The 22,150-nt window shown below is 71.2% G+C and carries 19 protein-coding genes; 13 read left to right on the forward strand and 6 right to left on the reverse strand.

The genetic code is table 11. The annotated features are described in order from the left end of the window. Positions 1-16 precede the first annotated feature (16 nt). Positions 17-763 (forward strand): proteasome subunit alpha, encoded by a 747-nt coding sequence (prcA, locus tag PYR72_RS38320; protein ID WP_013004873.1) that lies wholly within the window; start codon positions 17-19, stop codon positions 761-763. Between the two features lie 117 nt (positions 764-880). On the opposite strand, the gene PYR72_RS38325 is transcribed toward prcA, so the two are convergent. Next, positions 881-1,903, reverse strand: a complete 1,023-nt coding sequence (locus PYR72_RS38325; RefSeq protein ID WP_275459557.1) for a LacI family DNA-binding transcriptional regulator — start codon at positions 1,901-1,903, stop codon at positions 881-883. A gap of 108 nt (positions 1,904-2,011) precedes the next feature. Here PYR72_RS38325 and PYR72_RS38330 point away from each other — a divergent pair, with 108 nt between their 5' ends. From PYR72_RS38330 to tatC, 10 genes are all read left to right on the forward strand, one after another. Then, positions 2,012-3,271, forward strand: a complete 1,260-nt coding sequence (locus tag PYR72_RS38330) for an MFS transporter (RefSeq protein WP_275459558.1) — start codon at positions 2,012-2,014, stop codon at positions 3,269-3,271. A gap of 9 nt (positions 3,272-3,280) precedes the next feature. Continuing rightward, a complete protein-coding gene (gene pafA / locus PYR72_RS38335; RefSeq protein WP_013004876.1) occupies positions 3,281-4,642 on the forward strand; it encodes a Pup--protein ligase in 1,362 nt (453 codons plus the stop codon). A 131-nt stretch (positions 4,643-4,773) separates the two neighbouring features. Next, entirely contained in the window at positions 4,774-5,769 is a 996-nt protein-coding gene (locus tag PYR72_RS38340; RefSeq protein ID WP_275459559.1) for an FKBP-type peptidyl-prolyl cis-trans isomerase, read from the forward strand. Between the two features lie 62 nt (positions 5,770-5,831). Next, complete coding sequence (locus PYR72_RS38345; RefSeq protein WP_275459560.1) at positions 5,832-6,203, forward strand: FKBP-type peptidyl-prolyl cis-trans isomerase; 372 nt, start codon at positions 5,832-5,834, stop codon at positions 6,201-6,203. 150 nt (positions 6,204-6,353) lie between these two features. Next, entirely contained in the window at positions 6,354-7,331 is a 978-nt protein-coding gene (locus tag PYR72_RS38350; RefSeq protein ID WP_275459561.1) for a WYL domain-containing protein, read from the forward strand. Positions 7,332-7,346: 15 nt separating this feature from the next. Beyond that, the gene (locus PYR72_RS38355; protein ID WP_275459562.1) at positions 7,347-8,348 is read left to right on the forward strand and encodes a WYL domain-containing protein; all 1,002 of its coding nucleotides are present in this window, start codon (positions 7,347-7,349) and stop codon (positions 8,346-8,348) included. Positions 8,349-8,516: 168 nt separating this feature from the next. After that, on the forward strand, positions 8,517-8,777 hold the full coding sequence (locus PYR72_RS38360; protein ID WP_275460632.1) for a hypothetical protein: 261 nt from the start codon (positions 8,517-8,519) through the stop codon (positions 8,775-8,777). A gap of 22 nt (positions 8,778-8,799) precedes the next feature. After that, on the forward strand, positions 8,800-8,994 hold the full coding sequence (locus PYR72_RS38365; RefSeq protein WP_275459563.1) for a hypothetical protein: 195 nt from the start codon (positions 8,800-8,802) through the stop codon (positions 8,992-8,994). A 259-nt stretch (positions 8,995-9,253) separates the two neighbouring features. Continuing rightward, a complete protein-coding gene (tatA, locus tag PYR72_RS38370) occupies positions 9,254-9,541 on the forward strand; it encodes a Sec-independent protein translocase subunit TatA (RefSeq protein WP_275459564.1) in 288 nt (95 codons plus the stop codon). A gap of 50 nt (positions 9,542-9,591) precedes the next feature. Then, positions 9,592-10,551: a twin-arginine translocase subunit TatC gene (tatC, locus tag PYR72_RS38375; RefSeq protein WP_275459565.1), complete on the forward strand. Its 960-nt coding sequence runs from the start codon at positions 9,592-9,594 to the stop codon at positions 10,549-10,551. 78 nt (positions 10,552-10,629) lie between these two features. Here the strand turns inward: tatC and PYR72_RS38380 are convergent, their stop codons facing one another. Next, the gene (locus PYR72_RS38380; RefSeq protein ID WP_275459566.1) at positions 10,630-11,085 is read right to left on the reverse strand and encodes a hypothetical protein; all 456 of its coding nucleotides are present in this window, start codon (positions 11,083-11,085) and stop codon (positions 10,630-10,632) included. Positions 11,086-11,314: 229 nt separating this feature from the next. Here PYR72_RS38380 and PYR72_RS38385 point away from each other — a divergent pair, with 229 nt between their 5' ends. Continuing rightward, positions 11,315-14,164, forward strand: coding sequence for a DEAD/DEAH box helicase (locus PYR72_RS38385; protein ID WP_275459567.1), 2,850 nt, complete (start codon positions 11,315-11,317; stop codon positions 14,162-14,164). A 137-nt stretch (positions 14,165-14,301) separates the two neighbouring features. Here PYR72_RS38385 and atzF read toward each other — a convergent pair whose 3' ends face one another. From atzF to PYR72_RS38405, 4 genes are all read right to left on the reverse strand, one after another. Beyond that, the gene (gene atzF / locus PYR72_RS38390; RefSeq protein WP_275459568.1) at positions 14,302-15,960 is read right to left on the reverse strand and encodes an allophanate hydrolase; all 1,659 of its coding nucleotides are present in this window, start codon (positions 15,958-15,960) and stop codon (positions 14,302-14,304) included. Positions 15,961-16,151: 191 nt separating this feature from the next. Continuing rightward, entirely contained in the window at positions 16,152-19,682 is a 3,531-nt protein-coding gene (locus PYR72_RS38395; RefSeq protein WP_275459569.1) for a 5-oxoprolinase/urea amidolyase family protein, read from the reverse strand. Next, positions 19,679-20,284: an urea amidolyase associated protein UAAP2 gene (locus tag PYR72_RS38400; RefSeq protein WP_275459570.1), complete on the reverse strand. Its 606-nt coding sequence runs from the start codon at positions 20,282-20,284 to the stop codon at positions 19,679-19,681. The genes PYR72_RS38395 and PYR72_RS38400 overlap by 4 nt, the downstream gene beginning before the upstream one ends. Continuing rightward, on the reverse strand, positions 20,281-21,105 hold the full coding sequence (locus PYR72_RS38405; protein WP_275459571.1) for an urea amidolyase associated protein UAAP1: 825 nt from the start codon (positions 21,103-21,105) through the stop codon (positions 20,281-20,283). Before PYR72_RS38405 ends, PYR72_RS38400 begins: the two co-directional genes overlap by 4 nt. A 275-nt stretch (positions 21,106-21,380) precedes the next feature. Between PYR72_RS38405 and PYR72_RS38410 the strand changes: the two genes are divergently transcribed. After that, a complete protein-coding gene (locus PYR72_RS38410) occupies positions 21,381-22,016 on the forward strand; it encodes a TetR/AcrR family transcriptional regulator (protein WP_275459572.1) in 636 nt (211 codons plus the stop codon). The last annotated feature ends 134 nt before the right edge of the window (positions 22,017-22,150 follow it).

A 22,150-nucleotide genomic window follows, 5' to 3' on the forward strand; every position in this document is an offset into this window, starting at 1 on the left:
AAGGGACGGATAACCGGTGTCGACTCCGTTCTATGTCTCACCCCAGCAGGCGATGGCGGACCGGGCGGAGTATGCCCGCAAGGGCATCGCCCGTGGCCGCAGCCTGGTCGTGCTGCAGTATGCCGACGGCATCGTGTTCGTCGGCGAGAACCCGTCCCGTGCGCTGCACAAGTTCAGCGAGATCTATGACCGGATCGGTTTCGCGGCCGCCGGTAAGTACAACGAGTACGAGAACCTGCGGATCGGTGGGGTGCGGTACGCCGATCTTCGTGGGTACACCTATGACCGTGACGACGTGACCGCTCGTGGTCTGGCGAACGTCTACGCCCAGACGCTGGGCACGATCTTCTCCTCGGCGGCCGAGAAGCCGTACGAGGTGGAGCTGGTCGTGGCGGAGGTGGGGGAGACCCCCGAGGGCGATCAGATCTATCGGCTGCCGCATGACGGTTCGATCGTCGACGAGCACGGTTCGGTGGCGGTCGGTGGCAATGCCGAGCAGATCAGCAGCTATCTCGACCAGCGTCATCAGGACGGGATGTCCTTGGCGGAGGCGTTGAAGCTGGCGGTGCAGGCGCTGTCGCGTGACACCAACGGCACGCAGCGGGAGATTCCCGCGGAGCGTCTGGAGGTGGCGGTCCTGGACCGTACGCGTCCGCAGCAGCGCAAGTTCAAGCGGATCGTCGGCCGTCAGCTCGACCGTCTGCTGGAGGCGGACGGCGCCACGACGGAGGCGGAGAGCTCCGCGGAGGAGGAAGACGAGTAGTCCGTAGCGGCGTGTGATCTCGCCCGTAGTGCGCCCCGGCCGGTAGAGGCCGGGGCGCGCGGCGTTCGGTGGTTGTGTGCAGGGGGCTGCGCCAGGGTGCTCGGACGGGGCGCGCGCTCAGGCTCCTGCCCGTGCCGTGGACGCCCGTACGACCAGCTCCACCGGGATGTCGCCTGCTGCCGGTGTGCGTCCTTCCAGGACGGCCAGCAGGGCCTCCATTCCGCGTTCGCCGAACAGTTCCGCGTCCAGTCGCACGGTGGTCAGCTCGGGGTCGAGGGCTGTGGCGAGGGCGAGGTCGTCGAGGCCGGTGACGGAGACGTCCTCGGGGATGCGCAGTCCCAGGCGTCGTACGGCCTTGTAGACGCCGGCGGCGAGTTTGTCGTCGTCGCAGACCACGGCGGTGGGTCGTTCTTCGGCTCCGCCGGGCCTGCTCAGGGCCGTCTCCGCCGCGGCGAGCGCGCCCTCGATGGAGATCGGCGCGGGTGCCGTGTGCAGGGAGGTGCCCGGTACCGATGCCACCCTCGTGGCCAGTTCTCGCGCGCGGACGCGGAAGGTCCAGGAGGGGATGTCGGCGGCGAGGTGCAGGAAGCGGCGGTGTCCGAGGCCGAGGAGGTGGTCGGCGATCTGGCGTACTCCGTCGCGGATGTCGAGGTTGACGGTGGCGGCGCCGAGGCTGCCGTCGGGGTCGCTGTCGAGCATGACCAGGGGGAGTTGGTCGCCGCGGATGGCGGTGAGGGCGTCGGCGGCCATGGAGGAGGCGATGACGCCGTCGAGGGCGGCCTGGGCGGAGGCGAAGGGGTCGCGGGCGGGGCCGACGCCTTCGGGGGAGGGGTAGAGGACGACGCCGAAGCCGTGGCGGGCGGCGACGCGGGCGGCTCCGGTGTAGACGCCGGCGAAGAATTCGGTGGTCAGGGCGGGGACGACGAGCAGGACGGTGCGGGTGCGGCCGAGGCGGAGGTTGCGGGCGGCGAGGTTGGGGCGGTAGCCGAGGTCGCGTGCGGTGTCGCGGACGCGTTGGGCGGTGGTCTCGGAGACGCGGCCGCGCCATTTGTCGCCGAGGACGAGGGAGACGGCGGCCTGGGAGACGCCTGCGGCCTGGGCGACGTCACGGCTCGTGGGCCGGGTGCTACCTCGTGCCACGGTCGGCGTGCTCCTTCGTATGGACTGGTGGGCTGGGCACATGGTACGTATGACAGGAGACGTTATACGTAACACTTCGCTCGTCGAGCGCCCTTCGAGAGGCAGGACATGGCCGCCGGATATCTCGGGATCCTCAGGACGCGGCACGCCGCGCGGCTGCTCGCCGGAACGCTGGTGGGCCGGCTGCCGAACGCCACGGCGGCGATCGCGATCGTGCTCTTCGTCCGGGCGGAGGGCGGCAGCTACAGCCTCGCGGGCGCGCTGGCGGCCGTGTACGGCCTCGCCAACGCCGTGGGGCAGCCGCTGCTGGGGCGGCTCGTGGATCTCCACGGCCAGCCGCGTGTGCAGCTCCCGGCGGCCGTCGTCTCCGCGCTCGCCATGTGCGTCTTCGCCCTGTCGGGGCTGGATCCGCTGCCGGTGGCGTATGGCGCCATGGCGGTGGCCGGGCTGTTCACGCCTCCGCTGGAGGGCGGGCTGCGGGCGCTGTGGTCCTCGGTGCTGCGCGGGGAGGAGCAGGTGCACACGGCGTACGCGATGGACGCGGTGGCGCAGGAGGTCATGTTCACGGTCGGGCCGCTGCTGGTGACCCTGTGCGTGGCGTTGTGGTCGGCGTCGGCGGCGCTCGTCGTGCTCAGTGTCGTCGGGGTGCTCGGCGCGCTGTGGGTGGTCGTGTCGCCGCCTTCCCGGGCGTGGCGTTCGGCGCCGCGTGAGGCGCACTGGCTGGGTGCGCTGCGCTCTCCGGGGCTGCTGGCGCTGCTGGGCGCGTTCTTCTTCGTGGGTGTCGCGCTGGGGTCGATCACGGTGGCCGCGGTGTCGTACGCGGACGGTCACGGTGGGGACGCGGTGTACGGGTGGCTGATGGCGGGTGTCGGGCTGGGCGCGCTGGTGGGCGGGGCGGTGTACGGGGCGCGGCGGTGGCGTGGGGCGCCGGAGCGGCGTCTGCAGGTGCTGGTGGCGCTTCTGGCGGTCTGTTACGTGCCGCTGACGCTGATGCCGGGTCCGGTGGGGATGACGGGGCTGACGACGCTCGCGGGGGTGTTCCTGGCGCCGGCCATCGCCTGTGTGTTCGTTCTTGTCGACCGGCACGCGCCGCGTGGCACGGTGACGGAGGCGTTCTCGTGGATCGTGACGACGTTCACGGTGGGCCAGTCGGCCGGAACGGCGGTGGCGGGGCCGGTGGTCGAGTGGGGCGGAACGCTGTGGGGGTTCGTGGTGCCGGGTGCGGCGGGGGCGGTGTCGTTGCTGGTTCTGCTGGCCACCGGACGGGTTCTCGCTGTTCCCTCCGGGGGTGCGGTGGTTGCGGTCTCATCGGAAAATGATCCAAACCGTGCTGCCGAACCCCGTTTCAGCTCGGTGGATCGGGCGTAATGTTCAGTCATGGACCGCCGCATTTTCGGGCTGGAGAACGAGTACGGCGTCACGTGCACGTTCAGGGGACAGCGCCGTCTGTCTCCTGACGAGGTGGCGCGGTACCTCTTCCGCCGTGTCGTGTCATGGGGCCGCAGCAGCAATGTGTTTCTGCGGAACGGGGCCCGCCTCTATCTCGACGTGGGCTCACATCCGGAATACGCGACACCCGAATGTGACAACGTGACCGAACTCGTCACTCACGACAAGGCCGGCGAGCGCATTCTCGAAGGACTGCTGGTCGACGCCGAACGCCGCCTGCACGAGGAGGGAATCGCGGGCGACGTCTATCTCTTCAAGAACAACACGGACTCGGCGGGCAACTCGTACGGGTGCCACGAGAACTATCTGGTGGCCCGGCACGGGGAGTTCTCCCGGCTCGCCGACATCCTGATTCCGTTCCTCGTCACCCGGCAGTTGCTGTGCGGCGCGGGCAAGGTGCTGCAGACCCCGCGTGGTGCGGTGTACTGCGTGAGCCAGCGCGCGGAGCACATCTGGGAGGGCGTCAGCTCGGCGACCACCCGCTCCCGGCCGATCATCAACACCCGCGACGAGCCGCACGCGGACGCGGAGCGGTACCGCCGTCTCCACGTCATCGTGGGTGACTCGAACATGTCCGAGACGACCATGCTGCTGAAGGTCGGGGCCACCGACCTGGTGCTGCGCATGATCGAGGCGGGCACGGTCATGCGTGACCTCACCCTGGAGAACCCGATCCGGGCGATCCGCGAGGTCAGCCATGACATCACGGGCCGTCGCAAGGTGCGGCTGGCCAGCGGCCGGGAGGCCTCCGCGCTGGAGGTGCAGCGCGAGTACTACGAGAAGGCCGTGGACTTCGTGGAGCGCCGCGGCATCCGCACGGGCACCGTCGAGCAGGTCCTGGAGCTGTGGGGCCGCACGCTGGACGCGATCGAGGCCGAGGACCTCGACCGGATCGGCACCGAGATCGACTGGGTGATGAAGTACAAGCTCATCGAGCGGTACCGGGCCAAGCACAACATGACCATGTCGCATCCGCGGGTCGCTCAGATAGACCTCGCGTATCACGACATCCACCGCCGTCGTGGCCTCTACTACCTGTTGGAGAGGAAAGGTCAAGCCACCCGGATCTGCAATGACTTGAAGATCTTCGAGGGCAAGTCGGTTCCGCCGCAGACGACTCGGGCGCGGTTGCGCGGTGACTTCATCCGGCGTGCGCAGGAACAGCGCCGGGATTTCACGGTCGACTGGGTGCATCTGAAGCTCAACGACCAGGCGCAGCGGACGGTGTTGTGCAAGGACCCGTTCCGTTCGGTGGACGACCGGGTGGAGAAGCTGATCGCCGGAATGTGAGGCGGATTGTTCCGGCCCGGATTGCCGGAACGCAACGCGGGGCGCCGTACGTTTGCCGTACGGCGCCCTTCGCACGCCGTAGAGTTGCGCGCACGCCATCCGACAAGATCGACCGATACGAGGCCTTCATCGTGCGCCGACGCTCCCTTCTCATCGCTGTTCCCGCTGGACTGGTCACGCTCGCCGCCTGTGGTGACGGCGAGTCCGACTCGGCCAAGGCCAGCAGCAGCCCGTCCGCGTCGGAGAGCGGTGCGGCGAAGCCGCCGAAGATCGTGGACGGTCCGCTGCCGGCGATCACGGACGGGGTGAAGTTCGACGAGAAGCCGACCGTGGCCAAGGGCAGCGGTGAGCCGTCGAAGGACCTGGCGGTCAAGACGGTCATCGCGGGCAGCGGGAAGACGGTCGCCGAGGGCGACTACATCCAGGCGAACTACCTGGGGCAGATCTGGTCGACGGCGAAGGTCTTCGACAACTCCTACGACCGTAAGACGCCGCTGGTCATCCAGCTCTCCCCGCAGGGCATCATCGACGGCTGGCGGTACGCGCTGACGGGCAAGAAGGCCGGCAGCCGGGTGGAGATGGCCGTGCCGCCGACCTGGGGCTACGGCAAGGACGGCAACGCGCAGGCGGGGATCAAGGGCACCGACACGCTGGTCTTCGTGGTGGACGTCCAGGACACCTTCAACGCCAAGAGTTCGGCGAAGGGCACGAAGGTCGCGCAGGACGACGCGAAGCTGCCGAAGGTGGGCACCAACACCGACGGCAAGGCCCCCTCCATCGAGGTGCCGAAGGTCGACCCGCCGACGCAGCTGGTGGCGAACTACATCATCGAGGGCGACGGCCCCGAGGTCGGCCCCGACGACAGCCTGCTCGTGCAGTACAAGGGCGTGCTCTGGGACACCGGCAAGGAGTTCGACTCCTCGTACAGCCGGGGGGCGCTGAGCTCGTTCGGGCTGAAGCAGGTCGTCAAGGGCTGGTCGCAGGGCATGACCGGCAAGAAGGTGGGCAGTCGCCTTCTCATCGTCATCCCGCCGAAGCTGGGTTACGGGGACACGCCGCCCAGCGGCAGCGACATCAAGAAGGACTCCGTGATGGTGTTCACCGTGGACATCCTCGCCAAGATGTGAGGCCCGGGGATGCGAGACTGTCCGGCGTTGTCCCGTACATACACAAGCAGGAGCCTGAAGACGTGAGCATTGACAAGCCCGAGATCGACTTCCCCGAGGGCGCGCCGCCGGCGAACCTGGAGATCAAGGACATCTGGGAGGGCGACGGCGAGGTGGCCCAGGCGGGCCAGACCGTGACCGTGCACTACGTGGGTGTGTCCTTCTCCACCGGTGAGGAGTTCGACGCCAGCTGGAACCGCGGCCAGCCGTTCCGTTTCCCGCTCGGCGGCGGTCGTGTCATCAAGGGCTGGGACCAGGGCGTGCAGGGCATGAAGGTCGGCGGCCGTCGTCAGCTGACCATTCCGGCGCACCTCGCCTACGGCGACCGGAGCCCGACGCCGGCGATCAAGCCCGGTGAGACGCTGATCTTCGTGGTCGATCTGCTCGGGGTCTGATCTGCCGGAAGCCGTGTCAGGGCCGACCGTGTCGTGACCGGTCTCGACTGTCTGGGGTCCATGCCTGTTCGGGCATGGGCCCTCGGCTTTTGCGGCGACGCTTCGTAGCGGTAGGTTCGTGCCGCGGAAACACCCGGAGGAAGGGCGTCGATGGCCATTGCCAAGGCCGAGCGGTTGATGAACCTGGCGCTGTGTCTGCTGGGGACGCGCCGGCCGCTCAGCAAGCGCGAGCTGCGGGATTCGATCGAGGCGTACGTCGAGGCCGTCAGGCCGGACCACGGCGCTGCGGGAAGCGACGACTCCTTCAACCGCATGTTCGAGCGGGACAAGGACGATCTGCGCGAACTCGGCCTGGTCATCGAGACGGTGGAGAACCTCGACGGCGAGGTCGGCTATCTGGCCCGCCGCGACAGCAACAGCCTCCCGCCCATCACCCTCGACGCCGAGGAGGCCGCGGCCCTCGGGCTCGCCGCGAAGGTCTGGCAGCAGGCCCGTCTCGCCGGAGCCGCGAGCGGCGCCCTGCAGAAGCTGCGCGCGGCCGGGCTGCCCGAGGAGGTCGACCCCTACGAGGCCCATGGCGCGCTGGAGCCGCGGATCCCGGTGCACGAGGCCGCCTTCGAACCGCTGATGCTGGCCTGCCGCGACCGGCGGCCGGTCGTGTTCGACTACCGCAAGGCGACCGCCGCGCGTCCCGAGCCCCGCCATGTGGAGCCGTGGGCGCTGGAGTGCTGGCGCGGTCACTGGTATCTCGCCGGGTTCGACCGTGACCGGGGCGCGGAGCGGGTCTTCCGGCTCTCCCGGATCACCGGCAGGGTCCGCAGCCGTGCGGGCGCCTTCACCGCGGAGGTGCCGGACGTCGTCACGGTCCGGGAGACGGTCGCGAGCTGGGCCGGGGAGACCGCCGACCGGTCCGCGCTGATCCGGCTGCGCTCCGGCGCCGGCTACCCGCTGCGGGCGAAGGCCTCCGCCGTACGGGAACTCGGGGACGGCTGGGACGAGTTGGAGATTCCGTACGGTCACGGGCTGGATGCCTGGCTGGTCGAGTTCGGGCCCGACGTGGTGGTCCTGGAGCCCGCCGAGCTGCGGGCCGACGTGGTGGACCGGCTGCGTGCCGTGGCCAAGGGTTGAGGGGGAGTTAAGAACGTGGTGGGAAAACCGGCCCGGCCGGCGAACGCCATCGACCAGACCCGGCGGATGCTCTCCCTGGTGACCTATCTGCGGGAGCGGCCCGGCGCCCGGATCGAGGACGTCGCCCGCGCCTTCGGGATCACCGAGGACGAACTGGTCTCGGACCTCGATGTGCTGCCCATGTGCGGGACCAGCTTCCGCGGCGGTGATCTGCTGGACATCGACACCGACGGCGAGCGCATCTGGTGGCACAACCCGGCCGCGCTCGGCGCGGAGGCCGCCGAGCCGCTGCGGCTGGCGGCCGACGAGGCCACCGCCCTGCTGGTGGCGGCCCGGGCGGTGGCCACCCTGCCCGGACTGCGCGAGAGCGACCGGCAGGCCCTGCTGCGGGCCACCGCCAAGGTCGAGGGCGCGGCCGGGGAGGCGGCGGGTGCCAGCTCGCGGCTGTCGGTGACCTTCGAGGCCGAGGGCGGGGTCTTCGCGGACGTCGACCGGGCCATCTCGGAGCGCAGGCGGCTGTGGATCCGCTACTACTCGCCCGCCCGGGACGAGGTCACCGAACGCGAGATCGATCCGATCCGTCTGGTCAGCGTGGGTCACACCTATGTCGAGGCGTGGTGCCGCCGCTCCGAGGCGCGGCGGACGTTCCGTCTCGACCGGGTCGCCGAGATCAAGATCCTCGACGAGCCGTCCGCGCCGCCCGAGATCGAGCTGCGGGACCTGTCCCAGGCGCTGGTACAGCCCGCCGCGGAGGATCCCGAGGTCGTCGTCGAGGTCGGGCCGGGCGGGCGCTGGGTCGCCGAGTACTACCCGCACGACACCGCCGAGGAGCTGCCCGAGGGCGGGCTGCGCATCAGCCTGCGCACCCCCGACCCGGCCTCGCTGCGCCGCCTGGCGCTGCGGCTCGGGCGCGACGGCCGGATCGTCTCCCCGCAGGATCTGGCGGACAGTGCCCGCAGGGCGGCCCGTGAGGCGCTGGCGGCCTATGACGAGGCCGCCGCGACGGTGACGACGTGACGACGAGTCCCTGACGCGAGTCCCCGACGACGGGACCGTGACGACGGCGTACGACCGGAACAAGGAGATGCGAGGGCTGTGAGCGGCGGTTCGGTTGTGTCGGGTGTGAAGGCCGGCGTGAAGTCGGGCGTGAAGTCCGGGGTGCAGGAGATCCAGGAGATCCGGGAGATGACCGTGGCGGTCGCCTTCGCGGGCATGAAGAAGGCCGTGGACGTGGTGTTCAGGGCCGGCTGCCCCGACTGCCGGGCCCATGTCGAGCTGGGCGCGAGCGCGCTGCGGCTGGCCATCGGCGCCACCAGCAAGACCACGTTCTACTCCTTCACCTGCCCGGAGTGCGGCATCGCCGTCCGCAAGCCCGCGGGCGAGCGGATCGTGGAGCTCCTGACCGGGGGCGGGGTGCGGACCCTGCGGCTGCATTCGGCGGGATAGGGCCAGGGGCTAGGGTCGGCTCATGTTCTGGGCGATGTTCGCGGTGACGGTGGGTTTCGTGGGGCTGGCCGTGCTCGGGGTGTTCGCCGCGCGGGTCTTCGTGGAGGCCCGGCGGCTGGGTACGCAGGTCACGGAGTCCGGGCGCAGGATCAGCCGGGCGGCGGAGGACCTGGAGCGGGCGGCGGCGAGCGCGGCCCGTTCCGCGGACGCTCTGTGAGTTCCGGATGAGGCTCCTGTGACTTGTCCGGCGAGTGCGTTTTGCGCCACTTCGCCCTGTCACCTTCTCACCTTCGGCAGGTACGCTGCCTGTCGCGGCACGGAGAACGAGGCCCGGGTCGCGAATCGGGAGTACGCAGGGGGATTGCCTGACGTTTACCCCTGAGCGTTACGATCGCTGCCAGCACGATCGTTCGGACACCTGTCCGACCGGTCGGACAGCCCCCACCCCGCCGCCTCGGTGAAGAAGGAAGACAGCTATGGGTAACCTCGGCCCCACCGAGATCATTCTGATCCTTGTCGTCGTCGTCCTGCTGTTCGGGGCGAAGAAGCTCCCGGACATGGCGCGCTCGCTCGGCAAGTCCGCCCGCATCCTCAAGAGCGAGGCCAAGGCCATGAAGTCCGACGGCCAGGACGACACGACCCCGGCTGCCGCGCCTCAGCACGCCGGCGGCGAGACCCCGGCGCAGCGCACCATCCAGGCCTCTCCCGGCGACGTGACCACCGCTCGCCCGGTCGCCGAGCCGACGGACACGACCAAGCGCTGACGCAAGGCCGGACAAGGTTTCCGGCCTGCCGCACGAGATGAGGACGTGGGTTGCTCAAGTCTGCCCGCAAGACGGAGAAGGACAAGGATCCCGAGGGGCGGATGCCCCTCGCGGAGCACCTGCGCGAGCTGCGAAATCGCCTTGTCAAGAGCCTGCTGGCGATCGTCGTCACGACGGTCCTCGCGGTGATGTTCTACAAGGACATCATCCAGTTCTTCACGGATCCCATTCTCCAGGCGGTGGGATGCCAACACAGCTTCGCCGAGCTGGCGAAGGACACCAGCACGGTCAAGTGTGCGCGCATCGTGCAGAACGGTCTGCTGAGCCCGTTCACGCTCGCCCTTACGGTCTCGCTGTCGTCGGGCGTGGTACTCGCCGCCCCGGTCTGGCTGTACCAGCTCTGGGCGTTCATCGCCCCGGGTCTGCACCGCAACGAGAAGAAGTACAGCCTCGGCTTCGTGGCGGCGGGCTTCCCGCTGTTCCTCATGGGCTCGTACTTCGCCTACTGGTCGTTGCCCAAGATGGCCTCGGTCATGCTGCAGTTCTCGATCATCGGAAGCGACAACCAGCTGCCGCTCGATGATCTGCTGAACCTGATCATGCGGATGATCGTCGTCTTCGGTCTCTCCTTCGAGCTGCCGCTGCTGCTCGTGATGCTGAACTTCGGCGGGGTCCTCTCCGGCAAGAGGATGTTCGGCTGGTGGCGCGGCATGATCATCAGCATCACGCTCTTCGCGGCGATCGCCACCCCGAGCACGGACCCCATCTCGATGATGGCGCTGGCCGGCCCCATCTGGGTCCTGTACTTCTGCGCCTGTGGCGTCGCGCTGGCCAATGACCGGCGCCGGGCCCGCGTCGAGGCCCTGAAGCCCGACGACGACGAGGCCTCCGAGCTGGATCTCACCCCCGAGGACATCGGCGAGATCGAGTCGGTCTCGGCGAGCCGGGCCCTGCCCGCGCAGGCCGAGCCCGAGCGGGAGCGGATCAACGGGTACGACGACGTCACCTAGGACGCGAACATGAGTGAGGGCCTACCGGTCAACCGGTAGGCCCTCAGTCATTGTTCGGCGGACGACGCCGGGGTGGCGCTAGATCTCGGGCGAGCCCTGCAGAGGAGTCGTGCCGCCCCCGGTTCCGTCGTTGTTGATGTCCCAGTCGATGTCACCGTCGGCCGTCCAGCCACCGGTCGTGTTGCTGTGGAAGGTCGTGGTCGAGAAACCGCGATTGCCCGACTGGGCGAAGTTGGTCGCCTCGGCCCAGTCGGCGCTGGCGGACCGCTGGGTGACGTCGTTGCGCTCCAGGCGCAGATTGACCTTGAGCTTGTCCATGCCGGTGCTGAGGCCGCCACCGCCGTCCGACCACCGGAACTTCACCGTGGCCTTGTAGTCGTTGCCCGACGTCCTCGACACGCACAGGACGACGTAGACGTCGAGGTTGGCCCCGATCGTGTCGTACGTCTTGTGCTGCTCGTCCGTGCACTTGTTGGCCGCGGCGGCGGAGGCCGTACCGGGTACGGCGACGAGGCCGGCCAGGGCAAGCCCCATGGCGGCACCGGCGGTTGCTGCGCGCGTGCTCCAACGCTTCAAGAGAACTCCCCGTGTAATGAAGACATGCGATGAGATGGTCATGGTCCGCTGACGGACGACGAAGATCGTTGTCGCTGTGTACATGCATTGTCAAGGGAGTTTCTGAAAGCGCTTGCTGTCGTCAAGTCGCGTCCGACGGGCGGCATGAGCTGCGCTTTCCCAGGTTTAACGGGATTTGATCCGGATAATGATCGTCCTGTTGTCAGTGGGGCCCGGTACGCTCGAAAGCACGATGACAGAGGACCTCTCCCCGGCCGAGCGGTACGCGGCAGCACGTAGGCGCGCTGCCGAGCAGGCCACCGCGCTCGCCTCCTTCCGCGAGATGTACGACTTCGGTCTCGACCCCTTCCAGATCGAGGCCTGCCAGGCGCTGGAGTCGGGCAAGGGCGTCCTGGTGGCCGCCCCCACCGGCTCGGGCAAGACGATCGTCGGCGAGTTCGCCGTCCACCTCGCCCTGGAACAGGGCAAGAAGTGCTTCTACACGACACCCATCAAGGCCCTGTCGAACCAGAAGTACTCCGACCTGTGCCGCCGCTACGGTGCCGACAAGGTCGGTCTGCTCACCGGCGACAACAGCGTCAACTCCGACGCCCCGGTGGTCGTGATGACCACCGAGGTGCTGCGGAACATGCTCTACGCGGGCTCCCAGACGCTGCTGGGCCTCGGGTACGTGGTCATGGACGAGGTGCACTACCTCTCCGACCGGTTCCGGGGCGCCGTCTGGGAAGAGGTGATCATCCACCTTCCCGAGTCGGTCACCCTCGTCTCCCTCTCGGCCACCGTGTCCAACGCGGAGGAGTTCGGCGACTGGCTGGACACCGTGCGCGGCGACACCGACGTGATCGTCTCCGAACACCGGCCCGTGCCGCTGTTCCAGCACGTGCTCGCCGGACGCCGGATGTACGACCTCTTCGAGGAGGGCGAGGGCAACAAGAAGGCCGTCAACCCGGACCTGACCCGGATGGCGCGGATGGAGGCGAGCCGGCCCTCCTACCAGGACCGCCGCCGGGGCCGGGCCATGCGCGAGGCCGACCGTGAGCGCGAGCGCAGACAGCGGTCGAGGATCTGGATCCCGAGCCGGCCCGAGGTCATCGAACGGCTCGACTCCGAGGGCCTGTTGCCCGCCATCACCTTCATCTTCAGCCGCGCCGCCTGCGAGGCCGCCGTCCAGCAGTGCCTGTACGCGGGCCTGCGGCTGAACGACGACGAGAACCGGCTCAAGGTGCGCGCCCTCGTCGAGGAGCGCACCGCCTCCATCCCCCACGAGGATCTCCATGTCCTCGGCTACTACGAGTGGTTGGAGGGCCTGGAACGCGGTATCGCCGCCCACCACGCGGGCATGCTGCCGACGTTCAAGGAGGTCGTCGAGGAACTCTTCGTACGCGGCCTGGTGAAGGCCGTGTTCGCCACCGAGACCCTCGCGCTCGGCATCAACATGCCCGCCCGTTCGGTGGTGTTGGAGAAGCTCGTCAAGTGGAACGGTGAGCAGCACGCCGACATCACCCCGGGCGAGTACACACAGCTGACGGGCCGTGCGGGCCGGCGCGGCATCGACGTCGAGGGCCACGCGGTGGTGCTCTGGCAGCGCGGGATGAACCCCGACCACCTGGCCGGACTCGCGGGCACGCGCACGTACCCGCTGCGCTCCAGCTTCAAGCCGTCGTACAACATGGCGGTCAACCTGGTCGAGCAGTTCGGGCGGCACCGTTCGCGGGAGCTGCTGGAGACCTCGTTCGCCCAGTTCCAGGCGGACAAGTCGGTCGTCGGGATCTCCCGGCAGGTCCAGCGCAACGAGGAGGGTCTGGAGGGCTACCAGGAGTCCATGACCTGCCACCTCGGGGACTTCGAGGAGTACGCGCGCCTGCGGCGCGAGCTGAAGGACCGTGAGACCGATCTGGCGAAGCAGGGCGCGGCGCAGCGGCGGGCCGAGGCGGCCGTCGCCCTGGAGAGGCTGAAGCCGGGCGACGTCATCCATGTGCCCACCGGCAAGTACGCGGGGCTGGCGCTGGTGCTGGACCCGGGGCTGCCCGCCGGGCGGTCCAACGGCCACCGCGGGTTCGAGCAGCACGACGGGCCGCGCCCCCTGGTGCTGACCGCCGAGCGGCAGGTCAAGCGGCTGGCCTCGATGGACTTCCCGGTGCCCGTGGAAGCGCTGGAGCGGATGCGGATCCCTAAGTCCTTCAACCCGCGCTCGCCCCAGTCGCGGCGGGACCTGGCGTCCGCGCTGCGCACCAAGGCCGGGCATCTCGTGCCCGACCGGCACCGCAAGCGCCGGGCCGCCGCCGCGGACGACCGGGAGATCGCCCGGCTGCGGGCGGAGCTGCGGGCGCATCCGTGCCACGGGTGCAGCGACCGCGAGGACCACGCGCGCTGGGCCGAGCGCTACTACCGGCTCAAGCGGGACACCGCGCAGCTGGAACGCCGTATCGAGGGCCGGACGAACACCATCGCACGGACCTTCGACCGGATCGTGGCCCTGCTGACCGAGCTGGACTACCTGCGGGCGGACGAGGTCACCGAGCACGGCAAGCGGCTGGCGCGGCTCTACGGCGAACTGGACCTGCTGGCCAGCGAATGCCTGCGCGCGGGCGTCTGGGAGGGCCTCGGCCCGGCCGAGCTGGCCGCGTGCGTCTCCGCCCTGGTGTACGAGGCACGGGCCGCGGACGACGCGATGGCGCCGAAGCTGCCGTCCGGGAACGCCAAGGCCGCACTGGGCGAGATGGTGCGGATCTGGGGCCGCCTGGACGCGCTGGAGGAGGAGTTCCGGATCACGCAGAGCGAAGGGGTGGGGCAGCGCGAGCCCGACCTCGGCTTCGCCTGGGCCGCGTACATGTGGGCCTCGGGGGCGGGGCTCGACGAGGTGCTGCGGGAGGTGGAGATGCCGGCCGGTGACTTCGTGCGGTGGTGCAAGCAGGTCATCGACGTGCTGGGTCAGATCTCGGCGGCCGCGCCTGCCGGGTCGAGCGTGGGGAAGAACGCGCGGAAGGCCGTGGACGGGCTGCTGAGGGGGGTCGTGGCCTACTCCTCGGTGGGGTGAGGCTTCGCCGGGTGCCGGGTGCCGGGTGCCGGGTGCCGGGTGCCGGGTGCCGGGTGCCGGGTGCCGGGTGCCGGGTGCCGGGTGCCGGGTGCGGGCTTTGTGGGCAGGTCCGCCTCGGCCCAGGGGCGGGCCGTCGGTCAGCGGGACAGGTAGCCCCGCCAGCCCCCGTACTCCGTGATGTCCTCGGCGTCGCGCAGGGCCGCCGGCTCGCAGAGGAAGCCCGGGACCCGGGTGCCGTCGGACAGTTCGACGGTGCCCAGCGCCATGGGGCGGGGCAGCGCGGCCAGGAGGCGCCCCAGGCCCTCCGCCGGGAGACGCCAGATCTCGGCCTCGACGGCGGCGCCGCCCTCGCCCACATGGACCAGCCCCGGTTTCGGCGGGGTCGTGCGCAGGGCGTGCAGGCGGTAGACGGGCGCGGTCGTGGTCGTGCGCTCCAGCCGGGCGCCCAGGGACAGGAGTTGGGGGTTCAGGGGCTGGCCCGAGAGATGGGCGCCGACGACCGCCAGCCGGGCCTCCGGCCGGAGGAGGGCGGCGACGCGGGCCAAGCGGTCGTCGGTGAAGGCCGGGCCGATCAGCATCACACCGAAGGGCAGGCCGTTCACCTCGCCCGCCGGGACGGCCACGGCCGCCAGGTCGAAGAGGTTCGTGGAGTTGGTGAAGCGGCCGAGCCGGGCGTTGGCGCCGAGCGGGTCGGCGGCCACCTCGGCGAGCGTCGGGTGCCCCGGGGCCGTCGGCAGCAACAGGGCGTCCGCGTCGCCCAGTTCGGCGAGGGCGCGGGCGCGCAGGTCCGCTAGCCGGTCCTGGTCGGCGAACAGCCGGTGGGCCGGGATGTCCCGGGCCCCGCTGATGATGCCGGCGACCGTCGGGTCGAGGGAGTCGACGCCGTCCGCGAGCGCCTTGTCGACGAACGCGCCGACGGCCGTGTAGCGCTCGGCGACGAACGCGCCCTGGTACAGCATGGCCGCCGCCTCGGTGAAGGGGGTGAGGTCGAGGGGGCGTACGTCCGCGCCCGCGGCCTCCAGAAGGTGCACCGCCGACTCGTACGCCTCTGCCCAGCCCTCGTCCAGTTCGCCGAGCTGTTCGCGCGGGGCCACGGCGACGCGCCAGGGACCCGGCGGGCGCGCGGCGAGCGGCGGGAGGGGGCGCCCGGGCGGGGAGGCCATGTGGGCGAGGGCCTGCTCGGCCTCCGGCAGGGTGCGGGCGAACACCGTGACGCAGTCGATCGAGGCACACGCCGGGACCACGCCGGTGGTGGGGACCAGGCCCCGGGTGGGTTTCAGGCCGACGATGCCGTTGAAGGCGGCGGGGACCCTGCCGGAGCCGGCCGTGTCGGTGCCGAGCGCCAGGTCCACGATGCCGAGGGCCACGGCCACGGCCGAGCCGGAACTGGAGCCGCCGCTGATGCGCGACGGGTCGTGGGCGCCGCGCACGGCGTCGTACGGGGAACGGGTGCCGACGAGGCCGGTGGCGAACTGGTCGAGGTTGGTGGTGCCGAGGACGAGCGCGCCGGCCGCGCGCAGACGGGCGACCACGGGGGCGTCGGCGGCGGGGGCGTATGCGTACGCCGGGCAGCCCGCGGTGGTGGGGAGGCCGTGGACGTCGATGTTGCCCTTCACGGCGAGGAGGCGGCCGGCGAGGGGGAGGTGGGCGCCGGCGGCCAGGCGGGCGTCGAGGGCTCGGGCCTCGGCCTCCACCTCCGGGCGGGGGCGCAGGTCGATCCAGATCTCGGGGCGGTCGACGGCTTCGATGCGGGTGTAGGCCGCGTGGACTCTGGTGAGGGTGGGGGAGTGTGGCATCCGTGCTCCTGGTGGGTGGGGTGCTGTGGGGCCGCGGGGGTACTGGGAGTTTTTTCGCCCCCGCCGCCCCTACCCGTCCCCTCCCGAAGGGGCTGTGCCCCTTCGACCCCCTTACGCCATCCGGGGTGGGGGTGCAGGATCGTCGGCGGGTGCGGGGGGATCGTGGTTGCTCGCGCAGTTCCCCGTGCCCCTTACGGGGCGGGGTCAGGGTTTTTCGGGGTCAGGATGATCAGGGGGGTGCCCGCTTCCACTTGGGTGCCGGGGGTGGTCAGGACGCGGTCGACGACGCCGTCGGCGGGGGAGGGGACGCGGGACTCCATCTTCATCGCCTCCAGGGTCAGCAGGGGCTGGCCGGCGCTCACCCGGTCGCCCGGTCGTACGTTCACCTGCCAGACGGAGGCGGTGAACTCGGCCTCGACCAGGTGGCCGCCCTCGGGGACCGGGATCCGCGCCGGAGCGGCCGGGGGCGTGGACGCCGTCTCCGCCCGGGTGAACTCGCCGGCCTCCTCCCAGGCCGCCCGCTCCGCGGCGAAGGCCGTCCGCTGCCGGGCCCTGAACTCGGCTATGGAGTCGGCGTGTTCGGCGAGGAAGCTCTGGTACTCGGCCAGGGAGAACGTGCCGGGCTCCACCCGCGGGACGAACCGGCCCGAGACGATGTCCGCGCGCAGGGACAGGAGTTCGTCGGCGTCCACCGGGTACCACCGGATCCGGTCGAAGAAGCGCAGCAGCCACGGGGAACCGGGCTCGAAGGCGCCGCGCTGCTGCCAGGGGGACCAGACCTGGGTGGTGCGGCCGACGAACTGGTAGCCGCCGGGGCCCTCCATGCCGTAGACGCAGAGGTACGCGCCGCCGATGCCGACCGAGTTCTCCGCCGTCCAGGTGCGGGCCGGGTTGTACTTCGTCGTCACCAGGCGGTGGCGGGGGTCCAGCGGCGTGGCGACCGGGGCGCCCAGATAGACGTCGCCCAGGCCCAGGACCAGGTACTCCGCGGCGAACACCGTGTCGTGGACCTCGGCCGTCGAGTCCAGGCCGTTGACGCGGCGGATGAACTCGATGTTCCAGGGGCACCAGGGCGCGTCGTCGCGGACGCCCGCCATGTAGCGGGCGATGGCCTCACGGGTCGCCGGGTCGTCCCAGGACAGGGGGAGGTGGATCGTGCGGGACGGGACGACGAGCCGGTCCGTCGGGGGGAGGGACGCCACGATCCGGCGTACCGCGGTGAGGAGTGCGTGCTGGGGCAGGACGGCCGGATCCGTCCGGATCTGCAGGGAGCGGATGCCGGGGGTGAGGTCGGTGACGCCGTCGAGGGCCGCGCCGTCGACCGCCTCCATCAGGGCGTGCACCCGCATCCGCAGGGCGAGGTCGAGCTGCATGGGCCCGAACTCGACGAGAAGGTTGTCGTCGCCGCTGCGGCGGTACGTCACGTCGCCGTCGCGGGCCAGGACGCCGCCGTCGACGATGGCCGGGCGGGGCGCGGTGTCGTCGGCCACCGGGAGGAAGCGGACCGTGTCGCCCGGGCGCAGCTGGCCCAGTTTCCAGCGCTCGGTGGACAGGACCGTGGCCGGGCAGACGAAACCGCCGAGGGAGGGGCCGTCCGGGCCCAGGAGGACCGGCATGTCGCCGGTGTAGTCGACGGCACCGACCGAGTACGGGGTGTCGTGGATGTTGGAGGGGTGCAGGCCCGCCTCGCCGCCGTCGGCGCGGGCCCAGCGGGGCTTGGGGCCGACCAGGCGCACGCCGGTGCGGGCCGAGTTGAAGTGGACGGTCCAGTCGGCCGCGTAGAACTCGTGGATGTCCTCCTCGGTGAAGAACTCCGGTGCCGCGTGCGGGCCTTCGAGGGCGGCGATCCGCCAGGAGGAGGTGAGGGACGGGCGGTCGCGCGGCGGGACCGGGCGGCCCCCGTCCGTGACCGCGCCGCCGTGCAGCACGTCGCCGGTGCGCAGTGCCCGGCCGCCGTGGCCGCCGAAGCGGCCCAGGGTGAAGGTGGCCGTGCTGCCCAGGAACGACGGCACGTCCAGGCCGCCGCCCGCGAACAGCACATAGGTGCGCAGGCCGTGTTCCGTGGGGGCGCCGACGGTCAGGACGGCTCCGGCGGGTACGGTCACCGGCTCCCACCGCGCGACGGGTGTACCGGCCACGGTCACCTCGGCGGGGGCGCCCGTCACACAGACCGTGGTGGCGTGGGTGAAGCGCAGGGCCGGTCCCTGGAGGGTGCATTCGAGGCCGGGGGCGCCCTCGGGGTTGCCGAGGGCCCGGTTGCCGAGCCGGAAGGACAGGTCGTCCATGGGACCGCAGGGCGGGACGCCGACCTGCCAGTGGCCGGTGCGGCCCGGCCAGTCCTGGACGGTGGTGAGGGTGCCGCCGGAGACGACCTCGATGCGGGGGGTCGGGTCGGTCACGCCGGCGAGGGTGGCCGTGGAGTGGGCGGCGTGCCGGACGTCATGGTCGGCGAGGGCGGCCCGGACCAGGCCCAGGTTGGTCTCGATGCCGTCGATCCGGGTTCCGGCCAGCGCCTCGTCCAGCCGGCGCAGCGCCTCGGCGCGGTCGGAGCCGTGGGCGACGACCTTGGCGAGCAGCGGGTCGTACGCGGTGGTGACCTCGGTGCCGGTCTCCGCCCAGCCGTCGACGCGGACGTCCGGCGGGAACGACACCCGGGTCAACAGGCCCGCGCTCGGCCGGTGGTCGCGCGAGGGGTCCTCGGCGTAGATCCGGGCCTCGACGGCGTGGCCGCGGGGCTGCGCCGGGGCCCGCACGACCGCGGAGTCGCCGCGGGCCAGGCGCAGCATCCACGCGACGAGGTCGACGCCGTGGATCTCCTCGGTGACGGTGTGCTCGACCTGGAGGCGGGCGTTGACCTCCAGGAAGTACGCCTCCTCGCGGGCGGCGTCGTAGACGAACTCGACGGTTCCGGCGGAGCGGTACTCCACGCTCGCGCACAGGTCACGGGCGGCGGCGGCCAGCCGTGCGCGCACCCGGTCCGGCAGGCCGGGGGCCGGGGCCTCCTCGACGACCTTCTGGTTGCGGCGCTGCAGGGAGCAGTCGCGGTCGCCGAAGGTGACGACGAGGCCGTCGCCGTCGCCGAAGACCTGCACCTCGACGTGGCGGGCCCGTTCGACGAGACGTTCGAGGTAGACGCCGGCGGTGGAGAAGGAGGCCGCGGCGACGCGGTGCACCCGCTCCCACGCCTCGGTCAGTTCGGCGGCGGACCGGCAGGCGGACATGCCGATGCCCCCGCCCCCGCCGGTGGCCTTGAGCATCACCGGGTAGCCGAGGGCGGAGGCCCGGTCGAGGGCTTCGGCGAGCGAGGGCAGCAGATCGGTGCCCGGCAGGAGAGGGACGCCGGCCGCCTCGGCGGCCGCCCGCGCGGTGTGCTTCGTGCCGAACAGTTCGAGCTGGTCGGGGGTCGGGCCGACGAACACCAGGCCCGCTTCCTCGCAGCGGCGGGCGAAGGCCGCGTCCTCGGAGAGAAAGCCGTAGCCGGGGTGGACCGCTCCGGCGCCGGTGTCCTTGGCGGCCTTGAGGACCAGGTCCGCGTCGAGGTACGACTCCTTCGCGGGTGCCGGGCCGAGCCGTACCGCCTCGTCGGCCAGCCGGACGTGGGCGGCGGCGCGGTCGGCGTCGGAGTACACCGCGACCGTGCGCAGGCCCAGGGCGCGGGCCGTGCGGATGATCCGGACGGCGATCTCGCCGCGGTTGGCGACCAGCAGGGTGTCGAAGCTCATGTGCCCGTCCCGGTGATCGTCATCTCCACGGCCGTCGGGTCGAAGCCGTTGCAGGGGTTGTTGATCTGGGGGCAGTTGGAGACCAGCACGAGCACGTCGCACTCGGCGCGCAGGGTCAGGGCCAGACCGGGGGCGGAGATGCCGTCGACGATGCCGAGGGTGCCGTCCTTCTCGACGGGGACGTTCATGTACCAGTTGACGTTCGACACCAGGTCGCGCTTGCCGAGGCCGTGTTTCGCGCCCTCGGCGAGGAAGTTGTCGACGCAGGCGTGCTGGGACCAGGTGTGGTGTCCGTAGCGCAGGGTGTTCGACTCCTTGGAGCAGGCGCCGCCGACCGTGTCGTGGCGGCCGACGTCGTCGGCGGTCACGGTCATCAGCGGGGTGTGCTCGTTGGACATCAGCACGCTGCCGGTGGTGAGGAAGATGCCGCCCTGGGCGTGGATCGTGTCGGGCGCGCTGTAGCGGACGGCCGTGTCGTGGGCGTCGTACACGAGGAAGTCGACGGCCTGGTTGCCGTGCAGGTCGGTGAGGGTGAGGGTCTGGCCGGCGCGGATCACCGACGACCAGGCGGCGCGGGCCGGGACCACGGTCCTCGTGCTCATGCGATCCCCCTCGCGGTGAGGAACTCGGCGGTGTTCAGGAAGGCGCGGCGGCCCTCGGGCGTGGCCTCCCACAGGGGGTCGCCGGGGCGGGTCGGCGCGGCGCGCCACGCGAGCACCTCCAGCGGGGTGCTGACGTACGCGGGGCGCGGGTCGGCCGGGTGCGGCACGTTGGCGATCAGCACGGTCACGTCCTGCTCGGTGCGCAGGGTCACGGCGGCTCCGGGGCCGGCGGAGCCGGTGAAGTCGAGGGTGCCGTCCTCGCGGACCTCCACGCCCTGGAAGAAGGAGAGGGAGGGTGGGAGGTCCCGGGGTTCGAGGCCGTTCTTGGCGGCGGCCAGCTTGAACAGTTCGCGTCCGGCGGGGGACGGCGACTGCGGGGTGCCGTCCCCGTACCGCTCGGTGTTGCGGACGAGGGTGCTGGTGCCGCACAGCGCGTCGTGCCGGCCCGAGGTGTCCGCGACCACCGAGGCGAGGACGCGGCCCTGGTCGGACAGGAGCAGGACGCCCTCGCCCAGGTAGGCGTTCCACTGGACCTTGACGGTGTCGGCGACGCTCAGCCGCTCCCAGGGGCGGTCGGCGTGGTGCAGCAGCAGATGGGCGCAGGCGTCGCCGCGGACGTCGGTGAGCCGGAGTTCGGTGCCCCGGGCGAGCACCTTGTGGGTGTAGTTCCCGCCCGCCACCGTCTCCGCCCACACCAGCCGTTCGGCCGCGCGGGGCGGGTCCGGCCAGTGGGCGGCGGGCACCACGGGCATGGCCTCGGCCCGGGCGCCCTCCTGCGCGCGGGCGTGGTCGCGTGCTCCGTACGTCGTCGATGTCGCCATCGGGGGACCTCCGGGTGCGGCGTGGATCTCTGTCAGGGGCGTCCGCCACGGATGTCCGTCACGGATCTTCGTCATGTATTTCTGTCGCGCGACAGAAATTAGGCGCCGGGCGGGTCGGCGCCATGTCCCGTGCGTTGCGGTGCCGTTACCGAGCCCTCACGGGTGTCCGGCTCGCCGGCGGGCCGGGGGTCGTGCGGCCCGTCGTCGGGGCGCACGGGTCCCGGCCCGCGTCGGGTCGCCGGGTCGCGCGGACACCGTGTGCGAGGATCGAGCGCATGGGAAGCGCGGGTGGCACCGGTGGGCGGCGGGTCGGCAGGCCCCGGGCCCAGGGGCGGGCGGAGAGCGGACTGCCGCCCCGCGACGAACTGCTCGCGGCCGCGGCCGAGTTGTTCACGACGCGGGGCTACGCGGCCACCACCACCCGGGCCGTCGCCGAGCGGGCCGGAATGCGGCAGGCGTCCATGTACCACTACGTCTCCGGCAAGGAGGAGCTGCTCGCCGAGCTGCTGGAGTCCACCGTCACCCCCTCGCTCGCGTACGCCCGTGAACTCCTCGCCCGGGACGGCGTACCTGCCGAGGACCGGCTCCGGGAGCTGTGCCGCGCCGATGTCACCCTCCTGTGCGGGGGCACCCACAATCTCGGCGCCCTGTATCTCCTCCCGGAGGTCCGCGCCGAACGCTTCGCGGGGTTCCGCGCCGTACGGGCCGAACTGAAGGACGCCTACCGGCAGCTGATCGCGGCCACGGCCGCGGGCGGGGCGCTCGCCAAGGGTGACCTGGAGCTGCGTACGGACCTCGTCTTCGGGTTGATCGAGGGGGTCATCCTCGTCCACCGGTCCGATCCCGACCGGCCCGTCTCCGTCTTTGCCGAGGCAACGGCGGACGCCGCCCTGCGGATCGCCGGCGTCTGAGCGAGGGCGTCCCCGGCGATCCGTTCCCCGGTGCCGGTTCACCCTGTCAAGAGGCCGGGCCCGTACGCCCGTACGTCGTCACGCACTGTGTGCGAATGCTGTCCCAGCGTGTAAATGACCAGAGCGTACTCCTG

Origin of the sequence: Streptomyces sp. VNUA24 (assembly GCF_029167005.1) — a bacterium.
Lineage (GTDB): Bacteria > Actinomycetota > Actinomycetes > Streptomycetales > Streptomycetaceae > Streptomyces > Streptomyces scabiei.

Bases quoted from the DNA above. Each gene is read 5' to 3' on its own strand.
- PYR72_RS38395 (WP_275459569.1), bottom strand. From the start codon at position 19,682: ATGAGCTTCGACACCCTGCTGGTCGCCAACCGCGGCGAGATCGCCGTC.
- PYR72_RS38365 (WP_275459563.1), top strand. From the start codon at position 8,800: ATGTTCTGGGCGATGTTCGCGGTGACGGTGGGTTTCGTGGGGCTGGCC.
- PYR72_RS38385 (WP_275459567.1), top strand. From the start codon at position 11,315: ATGATCGTCCTGTTGTCAGTGGGGCCCGGTACGCTCGAAAGCACGATG.
- PYR72_RS38410 (WP_275459572.1), top strand. From the start codon at position 21,381: ATGGGAAGCGCGGGTGGCACCGGTGGGCGGCGGGTCGGCAGGCCCCGG.
- PYR72_RS38405 (WP_275459571.1), bottom strand. From the start codon at position 21,105: ATGGCGACATCGACGACGTACGGAGCACGCGACCACGCCCGCGCGCAG.
- PYR72_RS38400 (WP_275459570.1), bottom strand. From the start codon at position 20,284: ATGAGCACGAGGACCGTGGTCCCGGCCCGCGCCGCCTGGTCGTCGGTG.
- PYR72_RS38380 (WP_275459566.1), bottom strand. From the start codon at position 11,085: ATGGGGCTTGCCCTGGCCGGCCTCGTCGCCGTACCCGGTACGGCCTCC.
- tatA (WP_275459564.1), top strand. From the start codon at position 9,254: ATGGGTAACCTCGGCCCCACCGAGATCATTCTGATCCTTGTCGTCGTC.
- PYR72_RS38350 (WP_275459561.1), top strand. From the start codon at position 6,354: ATGGCCATTGCCAAGGCCGAGCGGTTGATGAACCTGGCGCTGTGTCTG.
- atzF (WP_275459568.1), bottom strand. From the start codon at position 15,960: ATGCCACACTCCCCCACCCTCACCAGAGTCCACGCGGCCTACACCCGC.
- PYR72_RS38360 (WP_275460632.1), top strand. From the start codon at position 8,517: ATGACCGTGGCGGTCGCCTTCGCGGGCATGAAGAAGGCCGTGGACGTG.
- pafA (WP_013004876.1), top strand. From the start codon at position 3,281: ATGGACCGCCGCATTTTCGGGCTGGAGAACGAGTACGGCGTCACGTGC.
- PYR72_RS38330 (WP_275459558.1), top strand. From the start codon at position 2,012: ATGGCCGCCGGATATCTCGGGATCCTCAGGACGCGGCACGCCGCGCGG.